Below are 25186 nucleotides of genomic sequence, written 5' to 3'. Positions count from 1 at the left end.
TGAACCTTTGCAACTTTGTTACTAACCAAAATAAACTAAATGCAAAAAATAACCATTCTGATTCATTGCAAAGACCAAAAAAACATCATTGCATCAGTAACTACTTTTATTGCAAAAGTGGAAGGAAATATTACTTACATCGACCAGCATGTTGATGTGGAACAAAATGTATTTTTTATGCGATTGGAATGTGAATTTACCAATCCTAAAATTACCATTGAATCCTTAAAAGAAGAATTTAATAAAACTCTAGCTGTCGATTTTAAAATGTCATGGGATTTGTACAATCAGGAACAAAAACCAAAAATGGCATTGTTTGTTTCTAAATACGATCATTGTTTATTTGATATTTTAGGAAGATACAGCGCAGAAGAATTAAATATTGAAATTCCGGTTATTATAAGCAATCATAACGATTTACGATCTGTTGCAGAACGTTTTGATATTCCGTTTCATTGTGTTCCTTTTACAAAAGATAATAAAGAAGAAGGCGAAGCGAAACAAATTGAGCTTTTAAAAAGATATGATATCGATTTTATTGTTTTAGCGCGCTACATGCAGATTATTACTCCAAAATTAATTTCACTTTACGAAAATAGGATTATCAATATTCACCATTCATTTTTACCGGCTTTTCCGGGTGCAAAACCCTATCATTCGGCATTTAAACGCGGGGTAAAAATTATTGGTGCAACAAGCCATTATGTTACCGAAGAATTAGATGAAGGTCCAATTATCGAACAGGATATTGCCAGGGTTTCTCACATTCACTCTGTTGAAGATTTTATCATGAAAGGGCGAGACTTGGAACGTATTGTTTTGGCAAGAGCTATAAAGTTACATTCTGAACATAAAACAATGGTTTATAGTAACAAGACTGTGGTGTTTTCATAAGTTTTTTTAACGAAAAGAGCGCAAAGTTTTTTCGCAAAGAGCGCAAAAGATTTGTATTGAAGTTTTACAAATATATTTGGAGATCGCAAAGCCCACGGATTTAACGGATAAAACGGGTTTTCACTGGTTTGTTTTTTTAAACTTTGAACCAAATAATAACCCGATGGGATTTTAAAATCCCATCGGGTTATTTTGTACATATAAAACTGGACTAAAGTCCAGCCCTACAATATGGATCGAGCCAAAGGCTCTTTTTATAGTTCCGAAGGAACAAATTATATTGTAGAGCTGGACTTCAGTCCAGTTTACAAAGGTTTTGTGCATAGATTTTTGCCCACGGATTTAACGGATAAAACAGATTTTCACTGGTTTGTTTTATTAAATTTTTAAACCAAATAATAACCCGATGGGATTTTAAAATCCCATCGGGTTATTTTGTACATATAAAACTGGACTGAAGTCCAGCCCTACAATATGAATCGAGCCAAAGGCTATTTTTATAGTTCCGAAGGAACAAATTATATTGTAGAGCTGGACTTCAGCCCAGTTTACAAAGGTTTTGTGCATAGATTTTTGCTCACGGATTTAACATATGAGACAGGTTTTCGCGGGTTTGTTTTTTAACCTTTGAACCAAATAATAACGCGATGGGATTTTAAAATCCCATCGCGTTATTATGTACATATAAAACTGGACTAAAGTCCAGCCCTACAATATGGATCGAGCCAAAGGCTATTTTTATAGTTCCGAAGGAACAAATTATATTTTAGAGCTGGACTTCAGTCCAGTTTGAATAAAGAATATTTGAAATTATGGAAATCAAATTCATGTCGATATAAAATAAAAAACCCGACAGGTTTTTAAAACCTGTCGGGTTTACTTTTAAATTCTAATTAAGATTCAGAACCTTTGTCCCTTTGAACCTCTGATTGTTTTAACCTTATCTAACCACAATTGACAATCTCGGATCATCAAAAGTATTTACTTCATCCATTGTTAAACCTAGTGCGTTTGCAACACCTTCTCCGTATGCAGGATCAGCTTTGTAGCAGTTTCTGATGTGACGAATCTGGATAAATTTTTGAGCACCTCCAACTTGTGCAGCGGTATTTTTAAACAACAATTGTTTTTTCTCCGGAGTTAGTAAGTTGAATAATAATCCTGGCTGTGTGAAATAATCGTTATCGTCATCTCTAAAATTATGTGCCCATGCATCACCATGAAGTTTTAATGGTGGTTCTTTAAATTCTGGCTGTTCCTGCATTTCACCAAAACTATTTGGTTCATAATGTTTTTTAGATCCATTATTTCCGTCAACACGCATTGCTCCGTCTCTATGGAAAGTATTGTATGGGCATCTTGCTGAATTTACCGGAATTTGGAAGTTGTTTACTCCTAAACGGTATCTGTGTGCATCTCCGTAAGAAAACAAACGGGCTTGCAGCATTTTATCTGGTGAGAAGCTAATTCCCGGAACAACATGCGCCGGATTAAATGCAGCCTGTTCTACTTCTGCAAAATAATTTTCAGGGTTTTTGTTTAATTCGAATTCTCCAACTGGAATCAATGGGAAATCTTTTTTCAACCAAACTTTTGTCAAATCAAACGGATGAAAACGATAATTTTCAGCTTGTTCTTCGGTCATGATTTGAACGAATAATTTCCATTTTGGGAAGTTTCCTTCTTCAATAGCATCAAATAAATCTCTTTGGTGGCTTTCTCGGTCTCCTCCTACTAATTTAGCTGCTTCTTCATCAGAAAGGTTATCAATTCCCTGTTGTGTTACAAAATGAAATTTCACGTAATGTCTTTCATTTTGTTTGTTAATAAAACTAAATGTATGACTACCAAATCCGTGCATGTGTCTATAAGAGCTTGGAATTCCTCTGTCACTCATTACAATTGTAACTTGGTGTAAAGCTTCTGGCAATAATGTCCAAAAATCCCAATTGTTATCAGCACTTCTTAGGTTGGTTTTTGGGTCACGTTTTACGGCATGGTTTAGATCAGGAAATTTCATTGGATCTCTAAAAAAGAATACCGGAGTATTGTTTCCAACTAAATCCCAGTTTCCTTCATTTGTATAAAATTTCAAAGCAAAACCACGAATATCTCTTTCGGCATCAGCAGCACCTCTTTCCCCTGCAACAGTAGAAAAACGAGCAAACATTTCTGTTTTTTTACCAATTTCCGAAAACAAATCGGCTCTTGTGTATTTTGTAATATCGTGAGTTACCGTAAAAGTTCCGTAAGCGCCAGATCCTTTTGCATGCATACGACGTTCCGGGATTACCTCTCGATCAAAATGTGCCATTTTTTCTAAGAACCAAAAATCTTGTAATAAAACGGGGCCTCGCGGACCTGCTGTTTGGATATTTTGGTTGTCTGGAACTGGAGTTCCTGTAGCAGTTGTTAATTTTTTGTTTGATTCCATATCGCTGATTTTTAATATTTTATCAAATATACAAACTAATCCCTACGATATTCATAAACAAAATTGATTGTTATTATATTTTAATAATCAAAAATTATTTAACGCTGCAGAAAGCTCAAAAAAGGGTTTTGACAAATCTTAACTTATGGTCAACAAAGTAATAACAAAACCTTAACAGCATAAGATTGATATATGTCGGACATTTGTAATGTAATAAACTGGTTATTTATTATTTTGGTTTTGGTTAGTTAAATGATGCCGGCGTCTTCGAGATGCCGGCATTCTTTTTTTCATTAAATTCCAATAAAAAAATTCCAAATTCCAATTTAAACTAGTTTGCATTTTGGAATTTGAAATTTGAAAAATATTGTAATTTTAAATTTAGACATTAACTTATATTCAACAAAGTAATAACAAGACCTTAACAGCATAAGATTGATATATGTCGGATCTTTGTAATGTAATAAACTGGTTATTTATTATTTTGGTTTTGGTTAGTTAAATGATGCCGGCGTCTTCGTGATGTCGGCATTATTTTTTATACTATTTTGTTTCAGGTTTCAAATTTTCTTTGTTTTCAGGCTGCTTTATTTTGGGCATAATTTTTAACGCAAAGAGCGCTAAGTTTTTTTCGCTAAGTGCACAAAGAAATTATCTGCAGTTTTATAAAGTTTTTTAAGTTCTCAAAGAAGAGTAAATAAGAGTATCCGTTTTTCTTTGTTTTAAGCTTTGGAAACTTAAAAAAAACTTTAATTCAAGAAACATACAAACCTTTGCGAAACTTTGCGAAAAAAACTTAGCGCTCTTTGCGTTAAACCTCACGTTCCAACAACTTGAAACCTGAAACCTGAAACAAAAGAAAACTAATTCTTCAATCTTTCGTGTAGTAATTTAAAATAAGGGAAAGCCTTTAATAACCGGCTGCCGTGCCAGGAGAACATTTCGCCGTCGACGAAGATGGTTTTGGCGTGATGTGTAAACCTTCCTATTTCAAAAGCATCTTCTTCTTTAAAAGGATAAGGTTCTGAGGAAAGAAAAACAATATCAGGATCGCCTTCTAAACGCATTTTTTTAAGTTCGATTTCAGGATAACGTCCTTTATCTTCGTAAATATTTTTAAAATGATTCAGTTTTAATAACTCATTTATATAAGTATCTTTTCCAGCAACCATATATGGATTTTTCCAAATAAAATAAGCAACCTTGTTTTCTGGAATATCCTGAATATATTTTTTGAAATCGCTCAAGGCGAAAGTCAATTTATCATTCCACTTTTGAGATTCGGTTCTACAATTAAATAATTGTCCGAAATCTGAAATCATCTGGAAATTATCTTCTATAGAAACGATATTCGTAACCCAGACCGGACATATTTCCTGTAATTGTTTTACGATTTCTTCTGTGTTTTCTTCTTTATTACAAATGATAATATCAGGCTGTAATAATTTTATTTTTTCAAAATGGATTTTCTTGGTTCCGCCAACAATCTTTTTGGTTGATTTTAAATGATACGGATGCACACAAAACTTTGTTATCCCGATTATTTTATCTTCTAAACCTAAATCATACAATAATTCGGTTTGAGAAGGAACCAAAGAAATAATTCTTTTTGGAGCTGTCTCAAAAGAATGTAAAGTGCCAAGCTGGTCTTTGATTTGTTTCATGTTTTCTTTGTTTCAGGTTGTTGGGGTGTGTTTTTAACGCAAAGTCCGCAAAGGTTTTTTTTCGCAAAGTGCACTAGGAAATTAGCTGGAGTTTGTAAAAGTTTTTTTTTAAGTTCTCAAAGCAAGTGCATAAGTTTTTTGTTTAAAGCTTTGAGAACTTAAAAAAAAACTTTAATCAACGAACAAACAAACCTTTGCGAAACTTTGAGAAAAAAAACCTTTGCGGACTTTGCGTTAAAATTATGTTCAAACTAAACTTTAAACCTGAAACTTGGAATCAATAATCTCTGCCATTTCTTTTTGAACTGATAAAGCTTCTTCCCTAGCCTTTTCTGCAAAGTCTGTTCCTTTTGAGGCGTAGATAATAGCTCTTGCAGAGTTTACCAGCAATCCTATTTTATCGTTCATTCCGTATTTGCATACTTCAGATAAACTTCCGCCTTGAGCGCCAATTCCGGGAACTAGTAAAAAGCTGTCCGGAACAATTTTTCTGATATCGGCAAAATATTCGGCTTTTGTAGCGCCAACCACATACATTAAGTTGTGACTGTTTTTCCATGTTTTAGAAGTTTCTAAAACTTGTTTGTATAATTCTGTTCCGTTTGTGTTTAAAGTCTGAAAATCGAAAGCACCTTCGTTTGAAGTTAAGGCTAACATAATGGTATGTTTATTTTCGAAGGCAAGAAAAGGCTCAACAGAATCTTTTCCCATATAAGGTGCAACGGTTACACTGTCAAAATTTAAATCTTCAAAAAAAGCTTTGGCATACATGCTTGACGTATTTCCAATATCGCCGCGTTTAGCATCGGCAATCGTAAAAATATCAGGATAATTTTCGTTGATATAGTTGATTGTTTTTTGCAGGGACATCCATCCTTTTATTCCGTATGCTTCAAAGAAAGCAGTGTTTGGTTTGTAGCCAACTGTTAAATCGTGAGTTGCATCGATTATCGCTTTATTAAATTCAAAAATCGGATCTTCTGTTTCTAATAAATGCTGTGGAATTTTAGCTAAATCAGGATCTAAGCCTACGCATAAAAATGATTTTTTTTGAAGAATTTGTTCGTGTAGTTGTTGTGTAGTCATATTGTTTTTTTAGTTCTTTTTCAAAGATTTTATTCTTTTTAGAAAGTATGCAAAAATAAAAAAAGCCACTCAATTAAGAATGGCTTTTTGGTTTTATATTCAACAGCAATTATAAATTACCTAAGTAAACAATTTCTGTTCTTCTGTTTTCTGCTCTTCCTGAAGCGGTTTTATTTGTTTTTACCGGTTTTGAAGCTCCATAACCTTTAGAAGTTAAATTGGCAGGATTCACTCCTTTTTCAATTAAAAGATCCATTACGGCTTTTGCTCTTGCTTCAGATAATTTCTGGTTTGCTTTTGCATTCCCTACATTATCTGTATGTCCGTTAATTGCAAATTTAGCATTTGGATAATTCTTCAAAATTTCTTTGATTGCATCAAGTCTTCCAGAAGTTTCTCCCATTTTAGCACCATCCAGAGTTGCTTTTCCAGTATTAAAGAAAATAGATTTCGCTTCCATTTTTAATTGTGCTAAAGTTTCTTTGGTTACTTTAGGACAACCTTTATTATCAGCTGGCCCGGCTACAAGCGGACAATCGTCTTCTTTGTCTAAAACGCCGTCTTTATCAGCATCAAGATCTGGACAACCTTTGTTTACTGCTAATCCAGCAACATTTGGACACGCATCATCTTTATCTAAAACGCCGTCTCCATCTGTATCTGGCCATGGACATCCTTTGTTTTCTACCGGACCTGCAATTGCCGGACAGACATCAACATTATCTAATAAAGTATCTCCGTCAGAATCTTTCCACGGGCATCCTTTGTTTTCTTTTGGACCTTTTACATCCGGACAAGCATCGTCTTTATCAAAAACTTTGTCGCCATCTGTATCTGGCCAAGGGCATCCATTATTTTCTTTAGGGCCGGCTACTTTTTTACAGGCATCTTCTTTATCAATAATTCCGTCTCCGTCTGTATCTTTAAACTGTTTTTCGTAAACCGGAATTTTCATCCCAATATGAAAATCTGCTCCTTTTGATTCTTTTGAAACTAAATTACTCAAAATAGAACCAGAACCTATAAAGAAAACTCCTGTACGCAAACCTGTACCAACCTGCATACCGCTATATTGCATATACGTTACAGGAACATAAAAACTAAACCATCTGCTTTCGTAACGAGGCGTTAATGTTACTCTGTCTGCAATTCCGTATGAATTTATTTTATTGGCAGAAACCATGCTGATATCTCCGTTAAGGTTCAAATAGAATTTATTGTACATATTCCAGTCAACATCTGCATGAATAGCTGTTGGCAGATTTGTTTTTACTCCTTTTGAAGTAGAAATTTTAGTATAATGATCGTTTAAGAAATCGTATAAATTGTCTGCATCATCAATCATTTGCTGCGTTACAATACCATTTACATTATAGGTATCCAGTTTAGAATTTTTGTAGTTGATCGATCCAATATCTGTAACCGATAATCCGAAACGTAATTTGTATTTATTTAAATCACGGAAATTATTATCTGCAGGTCTTGCGTTTCTTAAATCGTATTGATCGTAATCTGGTCTCCATTCGTAAACTAATCCAAAATCAAAACCAAATCCGCGTGAGGCAGAATCAAAATCATAATCTTCGTTATTTTCCCAATCCTGGCTTCCACCAACTGTAATTTCTCCACTCGATTGTAATACACCTAATTTCGGATTTGCTGTGTTCTCAACATACCTTACACTTACATCTTTTCCCTGAACATAAGCATTTGCTCCGCCTTGTAAATATTTAGCAGTTAAACCTCCTTTTAAAAAGTGCTGATTGTTTTGGTATAGAACGGCCGCATATGAAATTCCTAATTCTCCCCATGCATTTGAAGATCCGTTTGGATTCCCTAAATTGAAATTAAAATCGCTTGCTTCGTCTAAACCATCTTTTACCTGATCTACCAAATATCCGTTGATTTTCTTGGCATTTGTTATTGATCTTGCTCTTGTAAATACTGCAATTGTGTGTTTTGGAGCAATATTAAACATAAATGACGGCCCCATAACACCTACATTTACTAATGCATTATTGGCCTTTTTTGGAAACATTTTAGACTCGCTGTCAAAATCATAACCTTTTTTATAAGTATCAAAAACTTTAACTCCGTACAAATCATTTTGTACAGATCCGCTAACAGATAATATATTAATGTCTGTTTTAAAACGAGAATCGGCTATAGAAGCCGGGTTAAAAAGAACACTTTGTACACCTGCATAATTATCATGAAAATAACCTAAATAAGATTGTGCTTTGGCTGATACGGAAGTAATTAAAATAAATAAAATGAGTAACTGTTTTTTCATTAATCAGGGGGGTTAGTTTTAGTTGGCGGCAAAACTACAATTTTGAAATCATTAATATGTTATGAAAACATTGAATTCATGTAACATCTTTTGCTAATTATGTAAGATGCGCCAGGCTCTTCCTTTTTATTTTTGAATTGAACCCAAAAAACAACAATTATGACTCCACATATCGGAATATCAAGTGCAAACTTAAAAAAGAGCTCTACTATATTAGCTACAATTTTATCAAACGAAATGACGCTTTACGTAAAAACGAGAAAGTTTCACTGGAATATTTCCGGAAATAGTTTTATGGAACTGCATAAGTTGTTTGAAGAGCAATACCGAATTTTAGAAGCACAGATTGACGAAGTTGCAGAAAGAATCAGTCAGCTTGGTGAAAAAACAATTGGTACAATGAAAGAATTTATCGAAAATTCGACTCTTAAAGAATCTCCAAAAGAGTATACTTCGCAAAAACATATGCTGGAAGAACTTTTAGAGAACCACGAACAATTGGTTACAGAATTTAGAGATTATATCCCGGTTTTTGAAAATGAAACAAAAGATGCCGGATCTGCTGATTTTGTTACGGGACTATTACAGGAACATGAAAAAATGGCTTGGGTTTTACGTCGTTATCAGGCGTAAATAAAGGCAAAATGTGAATTATGCAACGATCATCGAAATTCTTGTAACACAATTTTTATTGAGAAACTGCAATTTTACATTGTAATAATAAAAAACAAACACGATCATGAATACTACAGAAATAAAAGGAAATTGGAATGAGTTAAAAGGAAAACTAAAGCAAAAATATGCTGAGTTGACAGATGATGATTTAATTTACGCTGAGGGAAAAGAAGATGAATTGTATGGAAAACTTCAGCAAAAATTAGGTAAAACTAAAGAAGAATTTCATCAAATTCTGTCAGATTTGTAAACCTTCTGGCTCAATCAGGAAATACCGTCTAGTAATTAAATGTATTAGGCGGTATTTTTTTGAAACTTTTAGCGAGTATTATTACTGTTTATCGATTTTTAAAAAACATTAAACGCGGTAACCCCAAATAATTTATTTATCTTTAACCAAATTTTTTACAAAAATGAAGCTATTTATAAAGTTCGACATAAATACCATCTGTTCACTTTATCTAAAACAAAACCTGGAACAACAAAATATTAATTTTACCAGTTTAGGATTTGGCGAGATCGAGATTGACGACAATCTTGATGCTGATGCACTCGAAACTTTAAAAAATAATTTGACCCCGCACGGTTTTGAAGTTGTTGAAAATCAGAAAAGTGTTTTAGTACAGAAAATAAAAGATGCTATAATTGAACTTGTCTTTATGGAAGACAGTAACAATTATAAAAGTTCTGTATTTTTGGCAGAAAAACTAAACCATAGTTATGGTTATTTATCCAATGTTTTTTCAGAAGTTACCTATTCGTCTATCGAAAACTTCATCATTTTACAAAAAATTGAAAGAGCAAAACAATTGATTATTATTAATGAAATGAGTTTGACAGAAATTGCTTTTTTGTTAAATTACTCCAGCGTTGCGCATTTAAGCACGCAGTTTAAAAATACGACCGGAATTACACCATCGGCATTTCAAAGAATAATTAAAAAACGAAGAGAAAATTTAAAATAAAAAACCAAATACCATACTAAAATGCAAAAAAACGCATTAAATATTTTACTGGCGGATGATGACGAAGATGATCGTCTTTTTTTTAAGGATGCTTTTGAAGAAATCAAGATACAAACTAACGTAGAGTTTGTTCATGATGGAATGCAGTTAATGGAGCATTTAATGGACCAAGATAACAAACTGCCGGACATTTTGTTTCTGGATTTAAATATGCCAAAAAAAACTGGTAAAGAGTGTTTGATTGAAATTAAAAAAACAGAACATCTTAAAAATATAATTATTGCAATCTATTCGACTTCATCTTCTGAAGAAGATATAGAAGACACTTTTATTCAGGGTGCCAATATTTATATCAAAAAGCCAAGCGATTTTAATACGCTGAAAAAAATAATTAATGAAGTCGTGACCGTAAACTGGCACTATCATACCTCTGGGTTAAATCGTGATAATTTCTTGCTGCGACTAAAATAAAAGTATACCAATGAAATGGATACCAAATTTTAATTCTTCAAACTCTTTGAGAGTTATTTTTGTAATCGCAGTTTTCATTCTGTTATTTCTTTCTTCTATTGCTTATAAACATAATCAGGACTTGAACGAATCAAGTAAACTGGTTATGCATACCTACGAAATAAACATTCAGTTAGAAAGATTAATGTCGGCAATTAAGGACGCCGAAACCGGACAAAGAGGTTATATTATTACCCGAAATGCCCGTTTTTTGACTCCTTATATTTATTCTCGCGATAAGGTAAACACTTCATTTATTACTTTAAAAAAATTAACTGCTGATAATCCCGTTCAGCAGGCAAACCTTCGAAGGTTATTCAAACTCATTATTCAGCGTTTTGTTTCTTTCGAAAATTGTTTAAAATACAGCGATCCCAAAACATATGATAAACGAAGACTCGACAATCATATGTTTGGGGGACGAATCCTGATGGAAAACATTCGTTTTAAAGTAGACGAAATGAACGACATCGAGAAAACGTATTTAAAAAACAGACTTAAAATCTATGATGACGAAATTTCTTTAAGTCCTCTTTTCTCTATTTCCCTTTTTTTAACGGCTTTATTTTTTATCCTTATAGCTTTTAGACAAATCAGCAAGGATTTCCAGCGTTTAAAAGTTTTCAATAAAAGACTTTTAATTTCAAACGGATTAATATCGGAGTCAGAAACTATTGGAAAATTCAGTACGTGGCAATGGGATTTAGATAGTAATAAAATAGATTATTCAGACAATCAATATCGGTTATTGGGTTATGATCCGGGAGCATTCGTACCTGTAAAAGAAACTTTTTTAGATTTTGTTCATCCTGATGACAAGGAAAATGTTTCAAATTCTATTGAAGGAATTTTAAAAAACAAACAGCTTCCGTTTGTGTATTATAAAGTACTACTTCCGAGCCATGAAGTGAGATATTTTAAATCTACAGGAAAATTATTGACAGATCAGCAGGGAAGTAAAATTTTACTGGGAATTAATTTTGATATTACTGATGAGCATTTGCTAAACATCGAATTGCAGGAACGTAATAAAGAATTAGAAAAAAGTAATAAGGAACTTGCTTCATTTAACCACGTGGCGAGTCACGATTTACAGGAACCGCTGCGAAAAATCCAGACTTTTATTTCGAGGGTTTCTGATGCTGATAAAGCAGTAATGTCACAGAGTGCAAGAGATTATATTGAGAAAATTGAAGTTTCGGCAAAAAGAATGCGTGTTTTAATTGATGATTTACTTTTATTTTCAAGAACGAATACAACTAAGAAAGAATTTATAAAAACGAACTTAGAGGAATTGCTTGAAAATGCCGAATCTGAACTAACAGAAATTATTGAAGAAAAAAGCGCAGTTATTGTTTCAAATAAACTTCCAAAACTTGCCGTGATTCCGTATCAAATAGAACAGCTTTTTATTAACCTTATTGGAAATTCTTTAAAATACAGCAGACCAAATGTTATACCTTCTATAACTATTGAAAGCTCCAGAGTAAATGCTGAAGATTATCCGAAACTGGATCAAAATATTAAAAAATTCCACAAAATAACTTTTACAGATAACGGAATGGGATTTGATCCTCAGTTTAAAGAAACGATCTTTATTTTGTTTCAGCGTTTACATTCAAAAACAGATTATCCCGGAACCGGAATTGGTTTGGCGATTTGTAAGAAAATCGTAGAGAACCATAAAGGATTTATTATGGCCGAAAGTGAGCCTGATAAAGGTTCTGTTTTTACCATATTTCTTCCTGACTAAGTCGTCAACACCTTAAAACACTACATATTAAACGTTATATAAATTCTTTATGGGAATTATATAACGTTTCTTTTTTATGCTGTAAAGCAAAACGTTGTATTCGTTAGCATCTTTGTAATGTAATACTTTAAGAAGTAATAATGAAAAAAATCCAAGTACTAAAAGCAGCATTTTTTAGGGTACTAATTTTATTGATTATGATTTGTGCTTCATCATGCAAAAAAAATAATTCGATAGAAAATACATTAAAAAAAAATGAAGCTTTTACAAAAAACGAGGAGGAAGAAACAATAGCCTTTTTTTTTATTGAAACGGCAAATGTTGGAAAAACAATTATTTCAAAAAGTCAAATTGCACAACAAAAAAGTTCAGACAATTCAATAGTGGTTTTAGGTAAAAATATCGAAAGACATCAAAATCAACTGCTGCAGGAAATAACAGAATTAGCCAATAAAAAGCTCATTATAATTTCTGAAATAAATGCAACACACAGAAGAGATACTTATGAATTGATTACCGCAAATCCTAGGGATTTCAACAGAGTGTATTTAAACTCTATGAAAGAATGCCTGGAACAGCAAATTAAGTTATTAGAAACCGTTTCGAAAGAAACTAACGATAAAATAATTTTAAAATTAGTATTAAAGTATTTGCCTGAACAATTTGATCTCTTGAGGGAAACCGAAAGAATCACTAACAAAAAAAATTAAAAGAGAATTATTTAAAAGCCCGGATTACTAACTAAATTATTTTATTATGAAAATGCAAACAAATTTTTTATGCGCCTTAACCCTTTTTATCTCAGCTTCATTTGGAATGCTGCACGCTCAGGACAATAATGTAAACACAGAGTTTGGTGTAAAAGGAGGATTCAACATGTCGAATTTAATATCTGATGGTGACAACGAACCTACTGATGAAAATGTTCTATACGGTTTTAATGCCGGTGTTTATGCTACATTACCAATTTCAGATTTCGTAGCTATTCAGCCAGAGATTTTATTTACAACAAAGGGTTCTGAATTTGAATACAACAATGCTTTTGCATCAGGAAACGCTAAATTCAAATTAAACTATATCGAAGTTCCTCTTTTAGTAAGAGTTAACATTACTAAAAACTTTAATGTACATGCCGGTGGATATGCATCATATCTGGTAAGTTCTAAAGTTACAGGAAACGGAGATTTTGATTTTGACGAAGATGTAGATACAGACGATTTAAACAAATTTGATGCGGGTATCGCTGCAGGTGTTGGAGTAGATTTTAACCCAATAAGCATCGGATTACGTTACAATTACGGTCTTACAACTGTTGGAAAAGAAAGAACTGTTGCCGGAACAACGTATACGTTCCCAGACGCAAAAAACAGCAATTTAACCTTATACCTTTCATATAAGTTAAATTAAACAATTATTACTAACCCATTAAATAAACAACCATGTCAAATTTATTATATACCGTAGCAGTAATACTTATTATTCTGTGGGCTCTTGGGTTCTTTGTATACAGTTTTGGAAGTATCATCCATATTTTATTAGTAATCGCCATTATTGCCATTTTACTAAGACTTATCAAAGGCCGAGAGATTTAAAATTAATCAACATTAAATAAATATATTAATCTATTAAAAATCAATATTATGAAAGCATCTAGCACAATTTTAGGAATCGTAGGAGCTGCAGCAGCAGGAGCATTATTAGGAGTATTATTTGCACCGGACAAAGGTTCAAATACCAGAAAAAAAATCAAAGATAAATCGAAAGATTACGGAGATAATATCAAAACTAAATTTGATGGTATTGTAAGCACAATCACTTCAAACGGTAAAGACATCATCGAGGAAGGAAAAGCAAAATTCAACCAGGTAAAAGATGATTTCAATACAGTTAAAGATGAAGCTAAAACTGTAAAATCAAACTATTAATATAAGTGATTTTTTCAAACCATAAATACCAACATCATGGAACCAAATGCAACAACAAACCAGGACTTTAATCTATATGAAAAAGCTGAAAATTATACAAAAACGAGTTTAGAATTATTAAAACTCAAAACAATAAATTCAGTCGCCGATGGTGTTTCATCATTAGCATCAAAGATAGCAGTAGGTGTTGTTGTTGCATTTTTTACGTTGTTCCTTAATGTTGGTTTAAGTTTATGGATTGGGAAAGAACTTGGAGAATATTATTTTGGCTTTTTTATCATGGCACTTTTCTATTTAATAGTGGCCATTGTACTGCACAAATCGCATCACAGATTGATAAAAACCCCAATTGGTAACTCGATTATTTCGAGTATTTTAAAAGAAAAATAAACTGATTTAAAACAATTAATATTAAAAAAGACTATTATGGAGCCTATTTACACTATTGATGAATTAAATCAGAGAATTAAATTATTAGAAGATCGTCAGGATACAGAATGGTGCGCCATTAAAGACCATATCGAAGATATCAAAGAGAATTTAAAACCTATTAATCTCATTCGAAATACGGTCGAGGAAATCAACGAAACTGTTGGTTTTAAAAGCCACCTGGCACAATCTGCCATCAGTATCGGAATTGGATATCTTGCTAAAAGATTTATTGTAGGCAAAGGCGATTCAGTTTTTAAAGGAATTTTGGGCTCAATCGTACAGCTTGTGGTAACTAATCTGGTTTCAAAACCAAGCGAATCTTCACATGATACTTCTGAAGAAGATGAAGAAGAATCATCACAATACGAACCATCTAGAGAGTAATTGTTAAACTTAAATTTTAAACATTATGGAAAAGTTAAGTCATATAGTATTAAAAAACGGTGTATACATGTACTCTAATCTATATAAATGTTTTGAATACACACGAGTATTTTTTGGTATATAACTCGTTTATACGTTTTTGCTATTACAAACGGTTAAACAGTTAGTACTTTATTATATTTTTAAGGTTCTGAGGTTCTAAGTTGCTAAGATTCTAAGATTTTAGTTTCTAAGTAATATAGTTCTCAACCAAACAAAAAGAGATTGTTTCACACAAGTGAAACAATCTCTTTTTCATTTAAAAAAAACTTAGAACTTAGTTATAATTTTGATAAATTGGCAGTTTCAAACCAACGTACACATTCGCAGCTTTAGAATTATCCGAAAACAAATTCGAAATCAAAGATCCAGAACCAATAAATAATGGGCCGGCTCTAAAACCAGTTCCTATTTGCGTTCCGCTGTATTCCATGTAAGTTATGGGAACATAAAAACTGAATTGTCTCGTTTCATATCTCGGGGTAAATGTAACCGAATTTGCAATCGAAGTTCCGTTGATCTTTTTAGCATCGACTAAACTAAAATCGCTGCTTAAATTCAAATAAAACTTATTATCGATATTCCAGTCAAAGTTGGTGTGCAAAGCCGTTGGTAAATTTGCTTTTACTCCTTTTCTCGATGAGATTTTGGTATAATAAGTATCAAAAAACTTGAAAACATCGTCTGCATTGTCAATGTCATCTTGGGTAACATTTCCGGTTAAGTCATACGTGTTTTCAGTAAGATTTTTATAATTCAGTTTGCCAATATCTGTTACAGCTACAGCAGCTTTAAGCTTATATCTGTTTCCTATACAAGTATGGCAATTGGTGCGGTATTCATAAGTAAAACCCAAATCAAGCCCTACTCCAGCCGAAGCCAAATCAAACTCAGGATCTTTTCCGTTTTCATAATCATAGCTTGCGGCAGTTTTCAAAGTTCCTGTTGAAGTATAGGAACTCAAAGCCGGATCTGCATCATTTTTATTGAAGGCAACACTCAAATTATTTCCGTTGATATAACCGTTCACTCCTGCCATTAAATATTTTATGGTAATCCCAGCTTTAAGAAAATGTACATCATGATCTAACAAAATTGTTCCGTAGCTGGCTCCAATTTCTGCCCACGAATTATTGACACCATTAGGATTTCCTCCCGATATTAAAAAACTGTTTGACGCATCAATATCTTTATTCACCTCATCAACAAGCTGTCCGTTTACATCAACTATATTGGTAATGCTTCGAACGCGTGTAAAAACACCAATACTATGCTGCTCATTAATATTCATCATAAAAGAAGGGCCTAGAATATCGGCATTAAAATTCCCTCTGTTATTCGATTTAAATTTCTTTTTGGCATCTGTATCCAAGTCGTAACCGCCGTCAAATATTTCGGCAAAATTAACCCCGTACAAATCATTTTGTGCCGTTGCACTTGCCGACGCAATCGTAACATCGGCTTTGTATTTAGAATCTACAATTGCCGACGGATTAAATAATACGCCCTGAATCCCGGCATAATTGTCGTCCCGAAACCCAAAATAAGACTGACTCCGGGCATAAAAAAAGCTTCCAAAGAAGCATAATAATAGTAAAGTTCTCTTCATAAATTGGTTATAATTGGTTGATTAGTAACGCAAATATGAAATAAAAAATGACAAAATAAAATTTTTTGGAAGTTTCTAAGGCTCTAAGATGGTAAGGCTCAAAGTTTCTCAGAAAACCTTTATAATTAAAAAAGATAGATTCGTAAAAAAGGGACAAAGATTCAAAGGCTCAAAGGGACAAAGGGACAAAGGGACAAAGGGACAAAGTTTAAAAAAAAAAAAAAAAGCCGAACAAATGTTCGGCTTAATATTTTACGTCAGAAAAGAAACCTCTGAACCTTTGTAACTATGTATCTTTGAACCTAAGAAGTTTACGTTAGTAAACTTCCGACGCTTCTTTCAATTTCTCCATATTGTTTACCAACTGTAACTCGGCAACAATTTTTTGGATATCACCATTCATGATGTTTCCTAAATCGTAAAGCGTTAAACCAACTCTGTGATCTGTTACACGACCTTGAGCGTAGTTGTACGTACGAATTTTAGCCGAACGGTCACCAGAACTTACCTGAGAACTACGTTTTGTAGCATCTTCCTCTTGTTTTTTGGCTAATTCCATTTCGTATAAACGAGAACGTAATACGATTAAAGCTTTATCTTTATTTTTATGCTGCGATTTCTGATCCTGACATTGCGCCACTAATCCGGTTGGAATGTGCGTTAAACGTACAGCCGATTTCGTAGTATTTACAGATTGCCCTCCAGGTCCAGATGAACAGAAGAAATCTACACGAACGTCGTTCATATCAATTTGAACATCAAACTCTTCTGCTTCTGGTAAAACCATAACAGTAGCTGCCGATGTATGCACACGACCTTGCGTTTCTGTCTGCGGAACACGTTGTACACGGTGAACACCAGCTTCAAACTTCAAAGTTCCGTAAACATCCTCTCCCGAAACCTCAAAAATAACCTCTTTGAAACCTCCAGAAGTTCCTTCGTTCATATCTACAACCGAAGTTCTCCAGCCCATGCCTTCGCAATATTTAGTATACATTCTAAATAAATCCCCTGCAAAAATACTAGCTTCGTCCCCACCCGTTCCGGCGCGAATCTCAACCATTACATTTTTAGCATCTTCAGGATCTTTAGGAATCAACATAAATTTGATTTCCTCCTCTAGCTGCGGCAAGCGTTCTTTTGCTTCGTCAAGCTGCATTTTGGCCATTTCGGTCATATCAGCATCGCTTCCGTCCGCAATAATTTCGTTTGCTTCGTCAATATTTGCTAAAACAAGAATGTATTCTTCTCTCTTTTCAACCAGTGCTTTTATGCTTTTATATTCCTGGTTAAGCTGCACATAACGTTTTTGATCAGCAATAACATCCGGCTGAATAATCAAATCCGAAATCTCATCAAAACGCTGCTTTACATATTGAAGTCTATCTAACATTTTCTAATTCCTTTTATTGGACTGCAAAATTACAAAATTTTTGTGGAAAATTCTAGTGTTGATTTTTTGGGAATTTTCGCTAGAATATTTAGTGAAGTTATTGTTTAAAAAAGCTGTTTTATACTATAGATTAATCTTTTTAGACTTATTTATGAAATTACAAAGAAATTTTTCTTTTACATAGAGAATGTTCCTTCTATTAAAAGGAATTTGAAATCATTTAAAAGATTTATGGTTTTCCGTAACAACATTGAATTTAGGCAAGTTACTTTTAACAACTATATAATTAAATATGTCTTCATAAGAAAACAGGTGTTTTTACTTGGTAATTAGATTAAATTAAAAACGATGTTTGTCTTATACATATAAGTATTAAAAAAACAAATAAGCATTATTGTATGTAAAAGAATAAAAATAAGGTAACATATTTTAAAAAAAAACTATGATGAATACTATTGAATTTCATAAGTCCACTACAAAAGAACTCTTAGCGATTAAGGATAGAGTAAGAAACCTGATTACTCATTGGGGAGAAGATGGTAGATATCAGGAGGCAGTTATAAAAACTGTGATTCAAAGGTTTTTACCTGAAAAATTTAAAATTGGAACTGGTTTCGTTGTTAGACAGACTGGAATTAGAGGTGAACATGAAGCGTCAAAACAAATTGATTTAATTATATATGATACATCTTGCCCAATATTATTTAAGGAAAATGACTTTGTAATTCTAACACCAGATTCCATTTTAGGTATCATCGAAGTTAAAGCAAATGCAACAAATCAAGGTTTACAACAAATCGTTAAAAAATCAAATGAGAACGGAAAATTCATATTTGATGCTAAAACTGATAAATCCAAACCTATTTTCAATGGAATATTTTCATATGACTCAACGGTTAATAATGTTGACACAATAGCAACTTCAATAAAATTACCTTGGGATGAAATAAATCAAGATCCTAATAAACATAAATTTTGCGTTAATCATATTTCTTTAAATCAAAATTGGTTCTATAAGTTTTGGGAGCAAGAATTTAACGAGCTTCGAGATTCACATTTTATATATAAAATTGAGGAACTTTCATTTTCATTCTTCATCTCAAATTTAATGGACTGGATAGGTGGTAGATCTGTTTTAGAAAATAGTAATCTTTGGTTTCCTGTAGGTAAATCAATACAGGTTAAAAAAAAATTTCGTTAGAAGAAATTGGAAACAAAAAAGCATATAACAAAGGTTCTGTAACAATTTTGTTAACCTAAAGTGACAATGATTATATAAGTCTAGATTAAGTAAAATCATAAAACCAAATATTTAATGAAAAAAATAGACCTTCATACACATACCGTTTCAACCGTTAGTGACTATAGTTTTGATTTTGACCTTTCTAAAGTTATAGAATATGTTGATAAATTAAAAATTGATGCTCTAGCAGTAACAAACCATAATATATTTGACATGAAACAATACTATGAAATTAGGAATTCATTGAAAATTCCTGTTTTTCCTGGTATAGAAATTGATTTAGAGGGCGGACATTTATTATTGATTACTGATATTGACGAATTCGAAGTTTCTAACTTTGATGAAAAATGCAAAAAAGTTTCTGAAATAATTAAAACTAATACAGATACACTTACAATTGCTCAATTTCATGCTATATTCCATGATCTAAACAAATATATTCTTATTCCACATTATGACAAAAGTCCATCTATAAAACAAGAAACGATTAATGCGTTAAATCCACATATAACATCAGGTGAAGTTGCAAGTATATCAAAATTTAAAAGACTACTTAAAGAAGAGAATGATCTTGTTCCAGTCTTGTTCAGTGATATGCGTTTTAGAACAGACTTAAAAGATTTTCCAACACGACATACATTTATCGATTTAAAAGAAATATCCTTTGCCGGAATAAAATCTTGTTTGACAGATAAAGCTAAAATATCCCTGACCAAAGAAAGTGGAAATGATTTTTTTGAAGCAACTGATGAAGGTTTAGAGTTATCAACAGGTTTAAATATAATATTAGGAGAACGCTCATCAGGAAAAACCATAACTCTTAATAAAATTGCTTCATCATCAGGAAATGCAAAATATATAAGACAATTTTCACTACTTCAGGATGATGAAGCAATATTTAATAGAACAAATGATTCTCGATTAAGTATTATTCATAATAATTTTTTAAATGAATTTAAAACATCCATAGAAGATATAATTCAGATTGATATAACGCAAAACCATATTAACCTTGACAATTATATAGATTCACTCAAAAAATTTGCAACAGAAAGCGAAAAAAAAGATTTATATTCAAAATGCAATTTATTTAGTGAAGATGAATTTTCACTAAATGACATGAGTAATCTAGATAAGATTATTGAGTCAGTAATTACTTTAATTGATAATAACGAATATCAAGATATTATAACAAAGTACATTTCAAATGAAAATTTGATAAAATTATTGTTTGAATTAATTGAGAAATCAAGTATTTCTAAAATTGAAAACGAACAAAAAAAATGGCTTAATACAATCATAATCGACATACAGCGTGAGCTAAGAATAAAAACGACAAGTTCTTTTGTTGAAAATATTGATTTTTATAAAATTGCTCTAGATGAAATTAGAAAAAACAAATTTATTGATGTTGTTACCGAATTGAAAAAGGAAAGGCAAATTAATAAAGAGGAACTAGGAAAATTTTCTATTATCACTACTGCACATAGAATAGAAAGCGCGACTGATTTACAAAAAATAGGACGTGAAAAGAAGGTATATAGCAGTGCATTTAACAAGTATAATAATCCATACGAATATCTTTTAAAACTACAAGAGATAGGGATTGAAGATGCCAATTTGTATAAATTTTTTATCAGAATAGAATCTACAACATTGAACAAGGATGGATTTAAAGTATCTGGTGGAGAACGCTCAGAATTTAATTTGATTCATGAAATTAAAGATGCAATGAAATACGATATTCTTTTAATTGATGAACCTGAATCGTCATTTGACAATCTTTTCTTAAAAAAAGAAATTAATACATTAATTAAAGATATATCAGTATTAATGCCAGTTGTTGTTGTAACCCATAATAGTACTGTGGGTGCTTCAATAAAACCAAATTATATCGCTATTACACAAAAAAGTATTGAAAATAATGATATTGTTTATCGCATATTTACAGGATACCCATCTGATAAAGAACTAACTTGCTTAGATGGCAATAAAATCAAAAACTACGACACTATATTAAATTGCTTAGAAGCAGGAATTGATGCTTATACAGAACGTAAAAATCAAACTTATGAAATACTTAAAGATTAATAGTAATAAAGGTTATTATCGTATAGATACAACCGTTGACAATTGGACAGAAATTGACCAAATCAATAAAGATCACTTGCTTACTTTATTAAAGTTTGCATCAATAGAAAATTTCGAAATGGATGAATATGAAGATACATTACTTCAAAATCCTGCACACAACATAATTTACAAAAATATACATGGAAAGTTTAAAGATTTTCTAAATAATAAAACAAGATTTCAAGACAGCGTGGATGCAATGTACAAACAGGCAATCGACAAATATAAAGTGCAGGATTCAGAATAACACCTTCTTCGTTCGCACTAGTCAAACTTTATAAACAAAAAAATATCTAAAAGTTTTCTCAAAACCCGATAGCGCGGATTTGTAATCCGTGCCCACAACAATAAGACACAACAAAAAACATCAAAAATAAAAGCCACAAAATAATATAGCTTTTTTTATTACAAAAACACAAACTAATCTTTGTGGGCACGGATTACAAATCCGCGCTATCGGACGGATTATAGAAAATTTATACTGTATCAGACTGTAAATAAACCCGATAGCACGGATTTGCAATCCGTGCCCACAACAATAAGACACTACAAAAAACATCAAAAATAAAAGCTACAAAATCATGTAGCTTTTTTTAATACAAAAGCACAAACTAATCTTTGTGGGCACGGATTACAAATCCGCGCTATCGGATAAAATCTTGATAGCCGATTGACAATCCGGGCCGATGAAGTATTGGATGAATTGCATAAAGTTTTCTAAGTTAAAACCTAACACATTTTACCGTAATCTATTATAAAAAAAACTTTTACTAATCTTCTTTAAATCGTTGTTTTCTTTACTTTATTAAAAACTAAATCAAATTATTAATAGTAACTTTTTATTTTATGTTCAGAAAAAATAATTCAAAAAATCTTTTTGACAGATATGGAGATGATTTTATAAAAGATGATATTTGGGAAAGACGTAATAGGATGTCAAAAATGTTAGACGCAAGAAAAACGCCAAAGCGCTTTGAGTCTTCTTTTCATAAACCATTAGAAAGTAATCTTCCAAAACAAAGATCCTATAAACTTAGCAATTCTATCCATTTTATATATTCAAACTATGGTGTTATATTAACTGGTGACCAGAGGGATATTGCATTAAAAGAATTAATTAAAGCAAATCCTCATCTTAATATAAAGATGAAACTTAATGGAGAACTATCTGCCAAAACTAGAAAGGGGCAAAAACTAGACCCTGAAGAAGAGAAAATATATCTCGCCATAAAAGATCATACTGTAATTACTACCATTATAGCAACAGGCAACAAACTTACGCAATTTGGAGATCCAAATGTGGGCAATTTTTCTGGCAACTACACCGATAAAAAAGGAATTACGCACGCTACTCAAGAAATTAATGCCGAAGCATTATCCAAATGGGATAAGTTATCTGGAAACCCAGGAAAAACAACTAATCATGAAGTTTCTGAAGCCTATTATGGCGCTAAAATAGCACAACAGGAAGGAATTTTAAAAGTTGATCATGCTACAATGGCAGACGCCAATGACCCAGCATCTGTTTATTATAAAGCTCATAACGCAGAAGCTACAAAACAACCGGCTGGTTTTGAAAGAAAAATGTACGATATTAACAATAATAGAGTTGAAAACCCAGCTGATTACAGCGTTCCCTGCAATGTAACTAAAATTGACTACATAAATACGTCAAGCAAAAACATAGGTGAAACTTTTCATACCATAGAAAACCCTTAAATTATGAAGACTCTATTTTTACTATTATTTCCATTATTCATTTTTAGCCAGCAGAAAAAAGATTCGGTAAATTTTCATCTGCTTTCTGAATTTGCAATTAATAAAAAGGAAGTCGAAAAAAGAATCAATGGTAGAACATACAATAGACCTATTCTTGCAAAAGGAGATACACTATCCTGTTATGAGATTACTAAAATTGATTCTTTGGGTGTGTATTATTTAATTGAAGCCAAAAATTCGAGATTTATTTATAAGATCCTGAGTAAGAAAAGCTATAGTGCCACCTGCAAAAGAAATATAAAAGTTGGGAAAATATATCAGCTAGATCTCAGAAGTATTGATGATATGAATTCAAGGACGCATATAAACCCTAATAGAATTGGTTTTCCTCTAGGACTGGTGTGTGGAAGCATTAGTGAAAATGATACAGAATATTATGATCTATATGGAGAATATAGAATAATGTATCCATTGTATAATCAGGCATTAAATCTAAGTGGACTATGCTATATAAATAGTCCTTGAGATTCTGAAAAAAAATATAAAAATTGTCAGGTAAAAACCTAGAAATAACTTTTCATACCATAGAAAACCCTTAAATTATGAAGACTCTATTATTACTATTGTTTCCGTTATTCATTTTTAGTCAACAGAAAAAAAAATTGGTAAATTTTCATTTACTTTCTGAATTTGCAGTTAATAAAAACGAAGAAAACAGAACAACAAACAATAAGATATATGCTAGACCTATTCTGGCGAAAGGAGATACACTATCGTGTTATGAGATTACTAAAATTGATTCTTTGGGTATATATTATTTAATTGAAGCCAAAAATTCAAAATATGTTTATAAGATCGTGAGTGAGAAAAAAAATGCTGCAACCTGCAAAACTAACATAAAAGTTGGAAAAGTATATCAACTAGATCTCAGAAGTGTTGATGATAAATGTTCAAGGACACATATCGATCCCGATAAAATTGGTTTTCCTCGTCCAATGTCTAGTGGAAGTTTGGGTAAAAATGATATGGTAGTGTATGATTTTTATGGAGAATACAGAATAATGTATGGATTGTATAATGAGGCATTAAATTTAAATGGATTGTGCTACACAAATACTCTTAATAATTCTAGAATAAATATAAGAAGTTTCAGGTAAAACCTGAGCGAAACTTTTCATATCATACAAAAATCTTAAATTATGAAGACTATACTATTACTATTGTTACCAGATCGCGCAGATATGCCTGTCCAGTTCGTTACCAAATCGCGCAGATATATCTTTACAATTAGTTAGCGCAGATTTGCAATCTGTGCCCGCAACAGTAAAACACAATACAAATCATAAAAACAAAAAGCTACAAAATCATGTAGCTTTTTTTTATATTTACAAAGAGAACAAACCAATCTTTGCGGGCACGGATTGCAAATCCGCGCTATCGGATCAAGAGATTGCTAATAGCGACTATGATTTAGTTGGTTTAACTACTATTTTAAAAATTTGTGAAGAAAACCCGATAGCGCGGATTTGCAATCCGTGCCCACAACAATAAGACACAACAAAAAACATCAAAAATAAAAGCTACAAAATCATGTAGCTTTTTTTATTACAAAAACACAAACTAATCTTTGTGGGCACGGATTACAAATCCGCGCTATCGGATTGGCGATTTTGCATGTAGAATTTGTTGTGTGATTCTTCGTTCCTCAGAATGACAAAACTTTGCGTTTATCCACAACAGTAAGACACAATACGAATCAGCAAAAACAAAAAGCTACAAAATCATGTAGCTTTTTTATATTTACAAACAGAACAAACCAATCTTTGCGGGCACGGATTGCAAATCCACGCTAGTGGACATATACAAACCTTTACGAGAAAAAATCACTCCATATTCCCTAAAATTTAATTACAATTCATGCGAAATTCAACAAAAATCCTACTTGCTATTCTCCTTTTTATTATAGGAATCGGAACAAATATTGTTACCTCAGGAATGAACAATACAGTAATTTCATTAATAAGCTTTATGACTT

Annotated in this window: 24 protein-coding genes; 18 read left to right on the top strand and 6 right to left on the bottom strand. The window is 32.1% G+C overall.

Annotation, left to right across the window (positions count from 1 at the left end):
* Nucleotides 1-39: 39 nt before the first annotated feature.
* On the top strand, nucleotides 40-894 hold the full coding sequence (gene purU, locus APR43_RS19425) for a formyltetrahydrofolate deformylase (protein ID WP_053474131.1): 855 nt from the start codon (nucleotides 40-42) through the stop codon (nucleotides 892-894).
* A gap of 940 nt (nucleotides 895-1834) precedes the next feature.
* Here the strand turns inward: purU and APR43_RS19415 are convergent.
* From APR43_RS19415 to APR43_RS19400, 4 genes are all read right to left on the bottom strand, one after another.
* Nucleotides 1835-3328: a catalase gene (locus APR43_RS19415; protein ID WP_053474133.1), complete on the bottom strand. Its 1494-nt coding sequence runs from the start codon at nucleotides 3326-3328 to the stop codon at nucleotides 1835-1837.
* Nucleotides 3329-4191: 863 nt separating this feature from the next.
* Nucleotides 4192-4992, bottom strand: coding sequence for an ABC transporter substrate-binding protein (locus APR43_RS19410; protein WP_053474134.1), 801 nt, complete (start codon nucleotides 4990-4992; stop codon nucleotides 4192-4194).
* 258 nt (nucleotides 4993-5250) lie between these two features.
* Nucleotides 5251-6078 carry an orotidine-5'-phosphate decarboxylase gene (pyrF, locus tag APR43_RS19405; protein ID WP_053474135.1) on the bottom strand — a complete coding sequence of 276 codons (828 nt, stop codon included), beginning with the start codon at nucleotides 6076-6078 and terminating at the stop codon, nucleotides 5251-5253.
* 109 nt (nucleotides 6079-6187) lie between these two features.
* On the bottom strand, nucleotides 6188-8371 hold the full coding sequence (locus tag APR43_RS19400; protein ID WP_053474136.1) for a DUF5723 family protein: 2184 nt from the start codon (nucleotides 8369-8371) through the stop codon (nucleotides 6188-6190).
* 159 nt (nucleotides 8372-8530) lie between these two features.
* Here APR43_RS19400 and APR43_RS19395 point away from each other — a divergent pair, with 159 nt between their 5' ends.
* From APR43_RS19395 to APR43_RS19350, 11 genes are all read left to right on the top strand, one after another.
* On the top strand, nucleotides 8531-9004 hold the full coding sequence (locus tag APR43_RS19395; RefSeq protein WP_053474137.1) for a Dps family protein: 474 nt from the start codon (nucleotides 8531-8533) through the stop codon (nucleotides 9002-9004).
* A 106-nt stretch (nucleotides 9005-9110) separates the two neighbouring features.
* Nucleotides 9111-9296 carry a CsbD family protein gene (locus APR43_RS19390; protein WP_053474138.1) on the top strand — a complete coding sequence of 62 codons (186 nt, stop codon included), beginning with the start codon at nucleotides 9111-9113 and terminating at the stop codon, nucleotides 9294-9296.
* A gap of 163 nt (nucleotides 9297-9459) precedes the next feature.
* Complete coding sequence (locus tag APR43_RS19385) at nucleotides 9460-10011, top strand: helix-turn-helix domain-containing protein (protein WP_053474139.1); 552 nt, start codon at nucleotides 9460-9462, stop codon at nucleotides 10009-10011.
* Nucleotides 10012-10032: 21 nt separating this feature from the next.
* A complete protein-coding gene (locus APR43_RS19380) occupies nucleotides 10033-10482 on the top strand; it encodes a response regulator (protein ID WP_053474140.1) in 450 nt (149 codons plus the stop codon).
* Nucleotides 10483-10492: 10 nt separating this feature from the next.
* Complete coding sequence (locus APR43_RS19375) at nucleotides 10493-12274, top strand: CHASE3 domain-containing protein (protein ID WP_053474141.1); 1782 nt, start codon at nucleotides 10493-10495, stop codon at nucleotides 12272-12274.
* A gap of 140 nt (nucleotides 12275-12414) precedes the next feature.
* On the top strand, nucleotides 12415-12984 hold the full coding sequence (locus tag APR43_RS19370) for a DUF4142 domain-containing protein (RefSeq protein ID WP_053474142.1): 570 nt from the start codon (nucleotides 12415-12417) through the stop codon (nucleotides 12982-12984).
* A 46-nt stretch (nucleotides 12985-13030) separates the two neighbouring features.
* The gene (locus APR43_RS19365; protein WP_053474143.1) at nucleotides 13031-13681 is read left to right on the top strand and encodes a porin family protein; all 651 of its coding nucleotides are present in this window, start codon (nucleotides 13031-13033) and stop codon (nucleotides 13679-13681) included.
* Between the two features lie 32 nt (nucleotides 13682-13713).
* Entirely contained in the window at nucleotides 13714-13866 is a 153-nt protein-coding gene (locus tag APR43_RS24330) for a lmo0937 family membrane protein (protein ID WP_108422304.1), read from the top strand.
* Nucleotides 13867-13914: 48 nt separating this feature from the next.
* Entirely contained in the window at nucleotides 13915-14199 is a 285-nt protein-coding gene (locus APR43_RS19360) for a YtxH domain-containing protein (RefSeq protein ID WP_053474144.1), read from the top strand.
* A 36-nt stretch (nucleotides 14200-14235) separates the two neighbouring features.
* Entirely contained in the window at nucleotides 14236-14589 is a 354-nt protein-coding gene (locus APR43_RS19355) for a hypothetical protein (RefSeq protein WP_053474145.1), read from the top strand.
* Nucleotides 14590-14625: 36 nt separating this feature from the next.
* A complete protein-coding gene (locus APR43_RS19350; protein ID WP_053474146.1) occupies nucleotides 14626-15015 on the top strand; it encodes a hypothetical protein in 390 nt (129 codons plus the stop codon).
* Nucleotides 15016-15331: 316 nt separating this feature from the next.
* On the opposite strand, the gene APR43_RS19345 is transcribed toward APR43_RS19350, so the two are convergent.
* Together APR43_RS19345 and prfA are read right to left on the bottom strand one after the other, a co-directional pair.
* Nucleotides 15332-16663 (bottom strand): DUF5723 family protein, encoded by a 1332-nt coding sequence (locus APR43_RS19345; protein WP_053474147.1) that lies wholly within the window; start codon nucleotides 16661-16663, stop codon nucleotides 15332-15334.
* A gap of 316 nt (nucleotides 16664-16979) precedes the next feature.
* Nucleotides 16980-18056, bottom strand: coding sequence for a peptide chain release factor 1 (prfA, locus tag APR43_RS19335; protein WP_053474149.1), 1077 nt, complete (start codon nucleotides 18054-18056; stop codon nucleotides 16980-16982).
* 442 nt (nucleotides 18057-18498) lie between these two features.
* Between prfA and APR43_RS19330 the strand changes: the two genes are divergently transcribed.
* From APR43_RS19330 to APR43_RS19305, 6 genes are all read left to right on the top strand, one after another.
* Nucleotides 18499-19257 carry a DUF6602 domain-containing protein gene (locus APR43_RS19330; protein ID WP_053474150.1) on the top strand — a complete coding sequence of 253 codons (759 nt, stop codon included), beginning with the start codon at nucleotides 18499-18501 and terminating at the stop codon, nucleotides 19255-19257.
* Nucleotides 19258-19371: 114 nt separating this feature from the next.
* Entirely contained in the window at nucleotides 19372-21390 is a 2019-nt protein-coding gene (locus tag APR43_RS19325) for a PHP domain-containing protein (RefSeq protein WP_053474151.1), read from the top strand.
* Nucleotides 21371-21679, top strand: coding sequence for a hypothetical protein (locus tag APR43_RS19320; protein ID WP_053474152.1), 309 nt, complete (start codon nucleotides 21371-21373; stop codon nucleotides 21677-21679). The genes APR43_RS19325 and APR43_RS19320 overlap by 20 nt, the downstream gene beginning before the upstream one ends.
* Nucleotides 21680-22278: 599 nt before the next feature.
* A complete protein-coding gene (locus APR43_RS19315; protein ID WP_053474155.1) occupies nucleotides 22279-23151 on the top strand; it encodes a hypothetical protein in 873 nt (290 codons plus the stop codon).
* A 3-nt stretch (nucleotides 23152-23154) separates the two neighbouring features.
* Nucleotides 23155-23676 (top strand): hypothetical protein, encoded by a 522-nt coding sequence (locus tag APR43_RS19310; protein WP_053474154.1) that lies wholly within the window; start codon nucleotides 23155-23157, stop codon nucleotides 23674-23676.
* Nucleotides 23677-23753: 77 nt separating this feature from the next.
* A complete protein-coding gene (locus tag APR43_RS19305) occupies nucleotides 23754-24308 on the top strand; it encodes a hypothetical protein (RefSeq protein WP_053474153.1) in 555 nt (184 codons plus the stop codon).
* Nucleotides 24309-25186: the final 878 nt, after the last annotated feature.

The sequence above is a fragment of the Flavobacterium sp. NLM genome (assembly GCF_002210235.1).
GTDB classification, from domain to species: domain Bacteria; phylum Bacteroidota; class Bacteroidia; order Flavobacteriales; family Flavobacteriaceae; genus Flavobacterium; species Flavobacterium panici.
This window is presented reverse-complemented; position numbering and strand designations above follow the sequence as displayed.

Bases quoted from the DNA above. Each gene is read 5' to 3' on its own strand.
- APR43_RS19325 (WP_053474151.1), top strand. From the start codon at position 19,372: ATGAAAAAAATAGACCTTCATACACATACCGTTTCAACCGTTAGTGAC.
- APR43_RS19370 (WP_053474142.1), top strand. From the start codon at position 12,415: ATGAAAAAAATCCAAGTACTAAAAGCAGCATTTTTTAGGGTACTAATT.
- APR43_RS19375 (WP_053474141.1), top strand. From the start codon at position 10,493: ATGAAATGGATACCAAATTTTAATTCTTCAAACTCTTTGAGAGTTATT.
- APR43_RS19345 (WP_053474147.1), bottom strand. From the start codon at position 16,663: ATGAAGAGAACTTTACTATTATTATGCTTCTTTGGAAGCTTTTTTTAT.
- APR43_RS19390 (WP_053474138.1), top strand. From the start codon at position 9,111: ATGAATACTACAGAAATAAAAGGAAATTGGAATGAGTTAAAAGGAAAA.
- APR43_RS19350 (WP_053474146.1), top strand. From the start codon at position 14,626: ATGGAGCCTATTTACACTATTGATGAATTAAATCAGAGAATTAAATTA.
- APR43_RS19320 (WP_053474152.1), top strand. From the start codon at position 21,371: ATGAAATACTTAAAGATTAATAGTAATAAAGGTTATTATCGTATAGAT.
- APR43_RS19365 (WP_053474143.1), top strand. From the start codon at position 13,031: ATGAAAATGCAAACAAATTTTTTATGCGCCTTAACCCTTTTTATCTCA.
- purU (WP_053474131.1), top strand. From the start codon at position 40: ATGCAAAAAATAACCATTCTGATTCATTGCAAAGACCAAAAAAACATC.
- APR43_RS19380 (WP_053474140.1), top strand. From the start codon at position 10,033: ATGCAAAAAAACGCATTAAATATTTTACTGGCGGATGATGACGAAGAT.
- APR43_RS24330 (WP_108422304.1), top strand. From the start codon at position 13,714: ATGTCAAATTTATTATATACCGTAGCAGTAATACTTATTATTCTGTGG.
- APR43_RS19395 (WP_053474137.1), top strand. From the start codon at position 8,531: ATGACTCCACATATCGGAATATCAAGTGCAAACTTAAAAAAGAGCTCT.
- APR43_RS19310 (WP_053474154.1), top strand. From the start codon at position 23,155: ATGAAGACTCTATTTTTACTATTATTTCCATTATTCATTTTTAGCCAG.
- APR43_RS19330 (WP_053474150.1), top strand. From the start codon at position 18,499: ATGATGAATACTATTGAATTTCATAAGTCCACTACAAAAGAACTCTTA.
- APR43_RS19360 (WP_053474144.1), top strand. From the start codon at position 13,915: ATGAAAGCATCTAGCACAATTTTAGGAATCGTAGGAGCTGCAGCAGCA.
- APR43_RS19385 (WP_053474139.1), top strand. From the start codon at position 9,460: ATGAAGCTATTTATAAAGTTCGACATAAATACCATCTGTTCACTTTAT.
- APR43_RS19400 (WP_053474136.1), bottom strand. From the start codon at position 8,371: ATGAAAAAACAGTTACTCATTTTATTTATTTTAATTACTTCCGTATCA.
- APR43_RS19305 (WP_053474153.1), top strand. From the start codon at position 23,754: ATGAAGACTCTATTATTACTATTGTTTCCGTTATTCATTTTTAGTCAA.
- pyrF (WP_053474135.1), bottom strand. From the start codon at position 6,078: ATGACTACACAACAACTACACGAACAAATTCTTCAAAAAAAATCATTT.
- prfA (WP_053474149.1), bottom strand. From the start codon at position 18,056: ATGTTAGATAGACTTCAATATGTAAAGCAGCGTTTTGATGAGATTTCG.
- APR43_RS19315 (WP_053474155.1), top strand. From the start codon at position 22,279: ATGTTCAGAAAAAATAATTCAAAAAATCTTTTTGACAGATATGGAGAT.
- APR43_RS19355 (WP_053474145.1), top strand. From the start codon at position 14,236: ATGGAACCAAATGCAACAACAAACCAGGACTTTAATCTATATGAAAAA.
- APR43_RS19410 (WP_053474134.1), bottom strand. From the start codon at position 4,992: ATGAAACAAATCAAAGACCAGCTTGGCACTTTACATTCTTTTGAGACA.
- APR43_RS19415 (WP_053474133.1), bottom strand. From the start codon at position 3,328: ATGGAATCAAACAAAAAATTAACAACTGCTACAGGAACTCCAGTTCCA.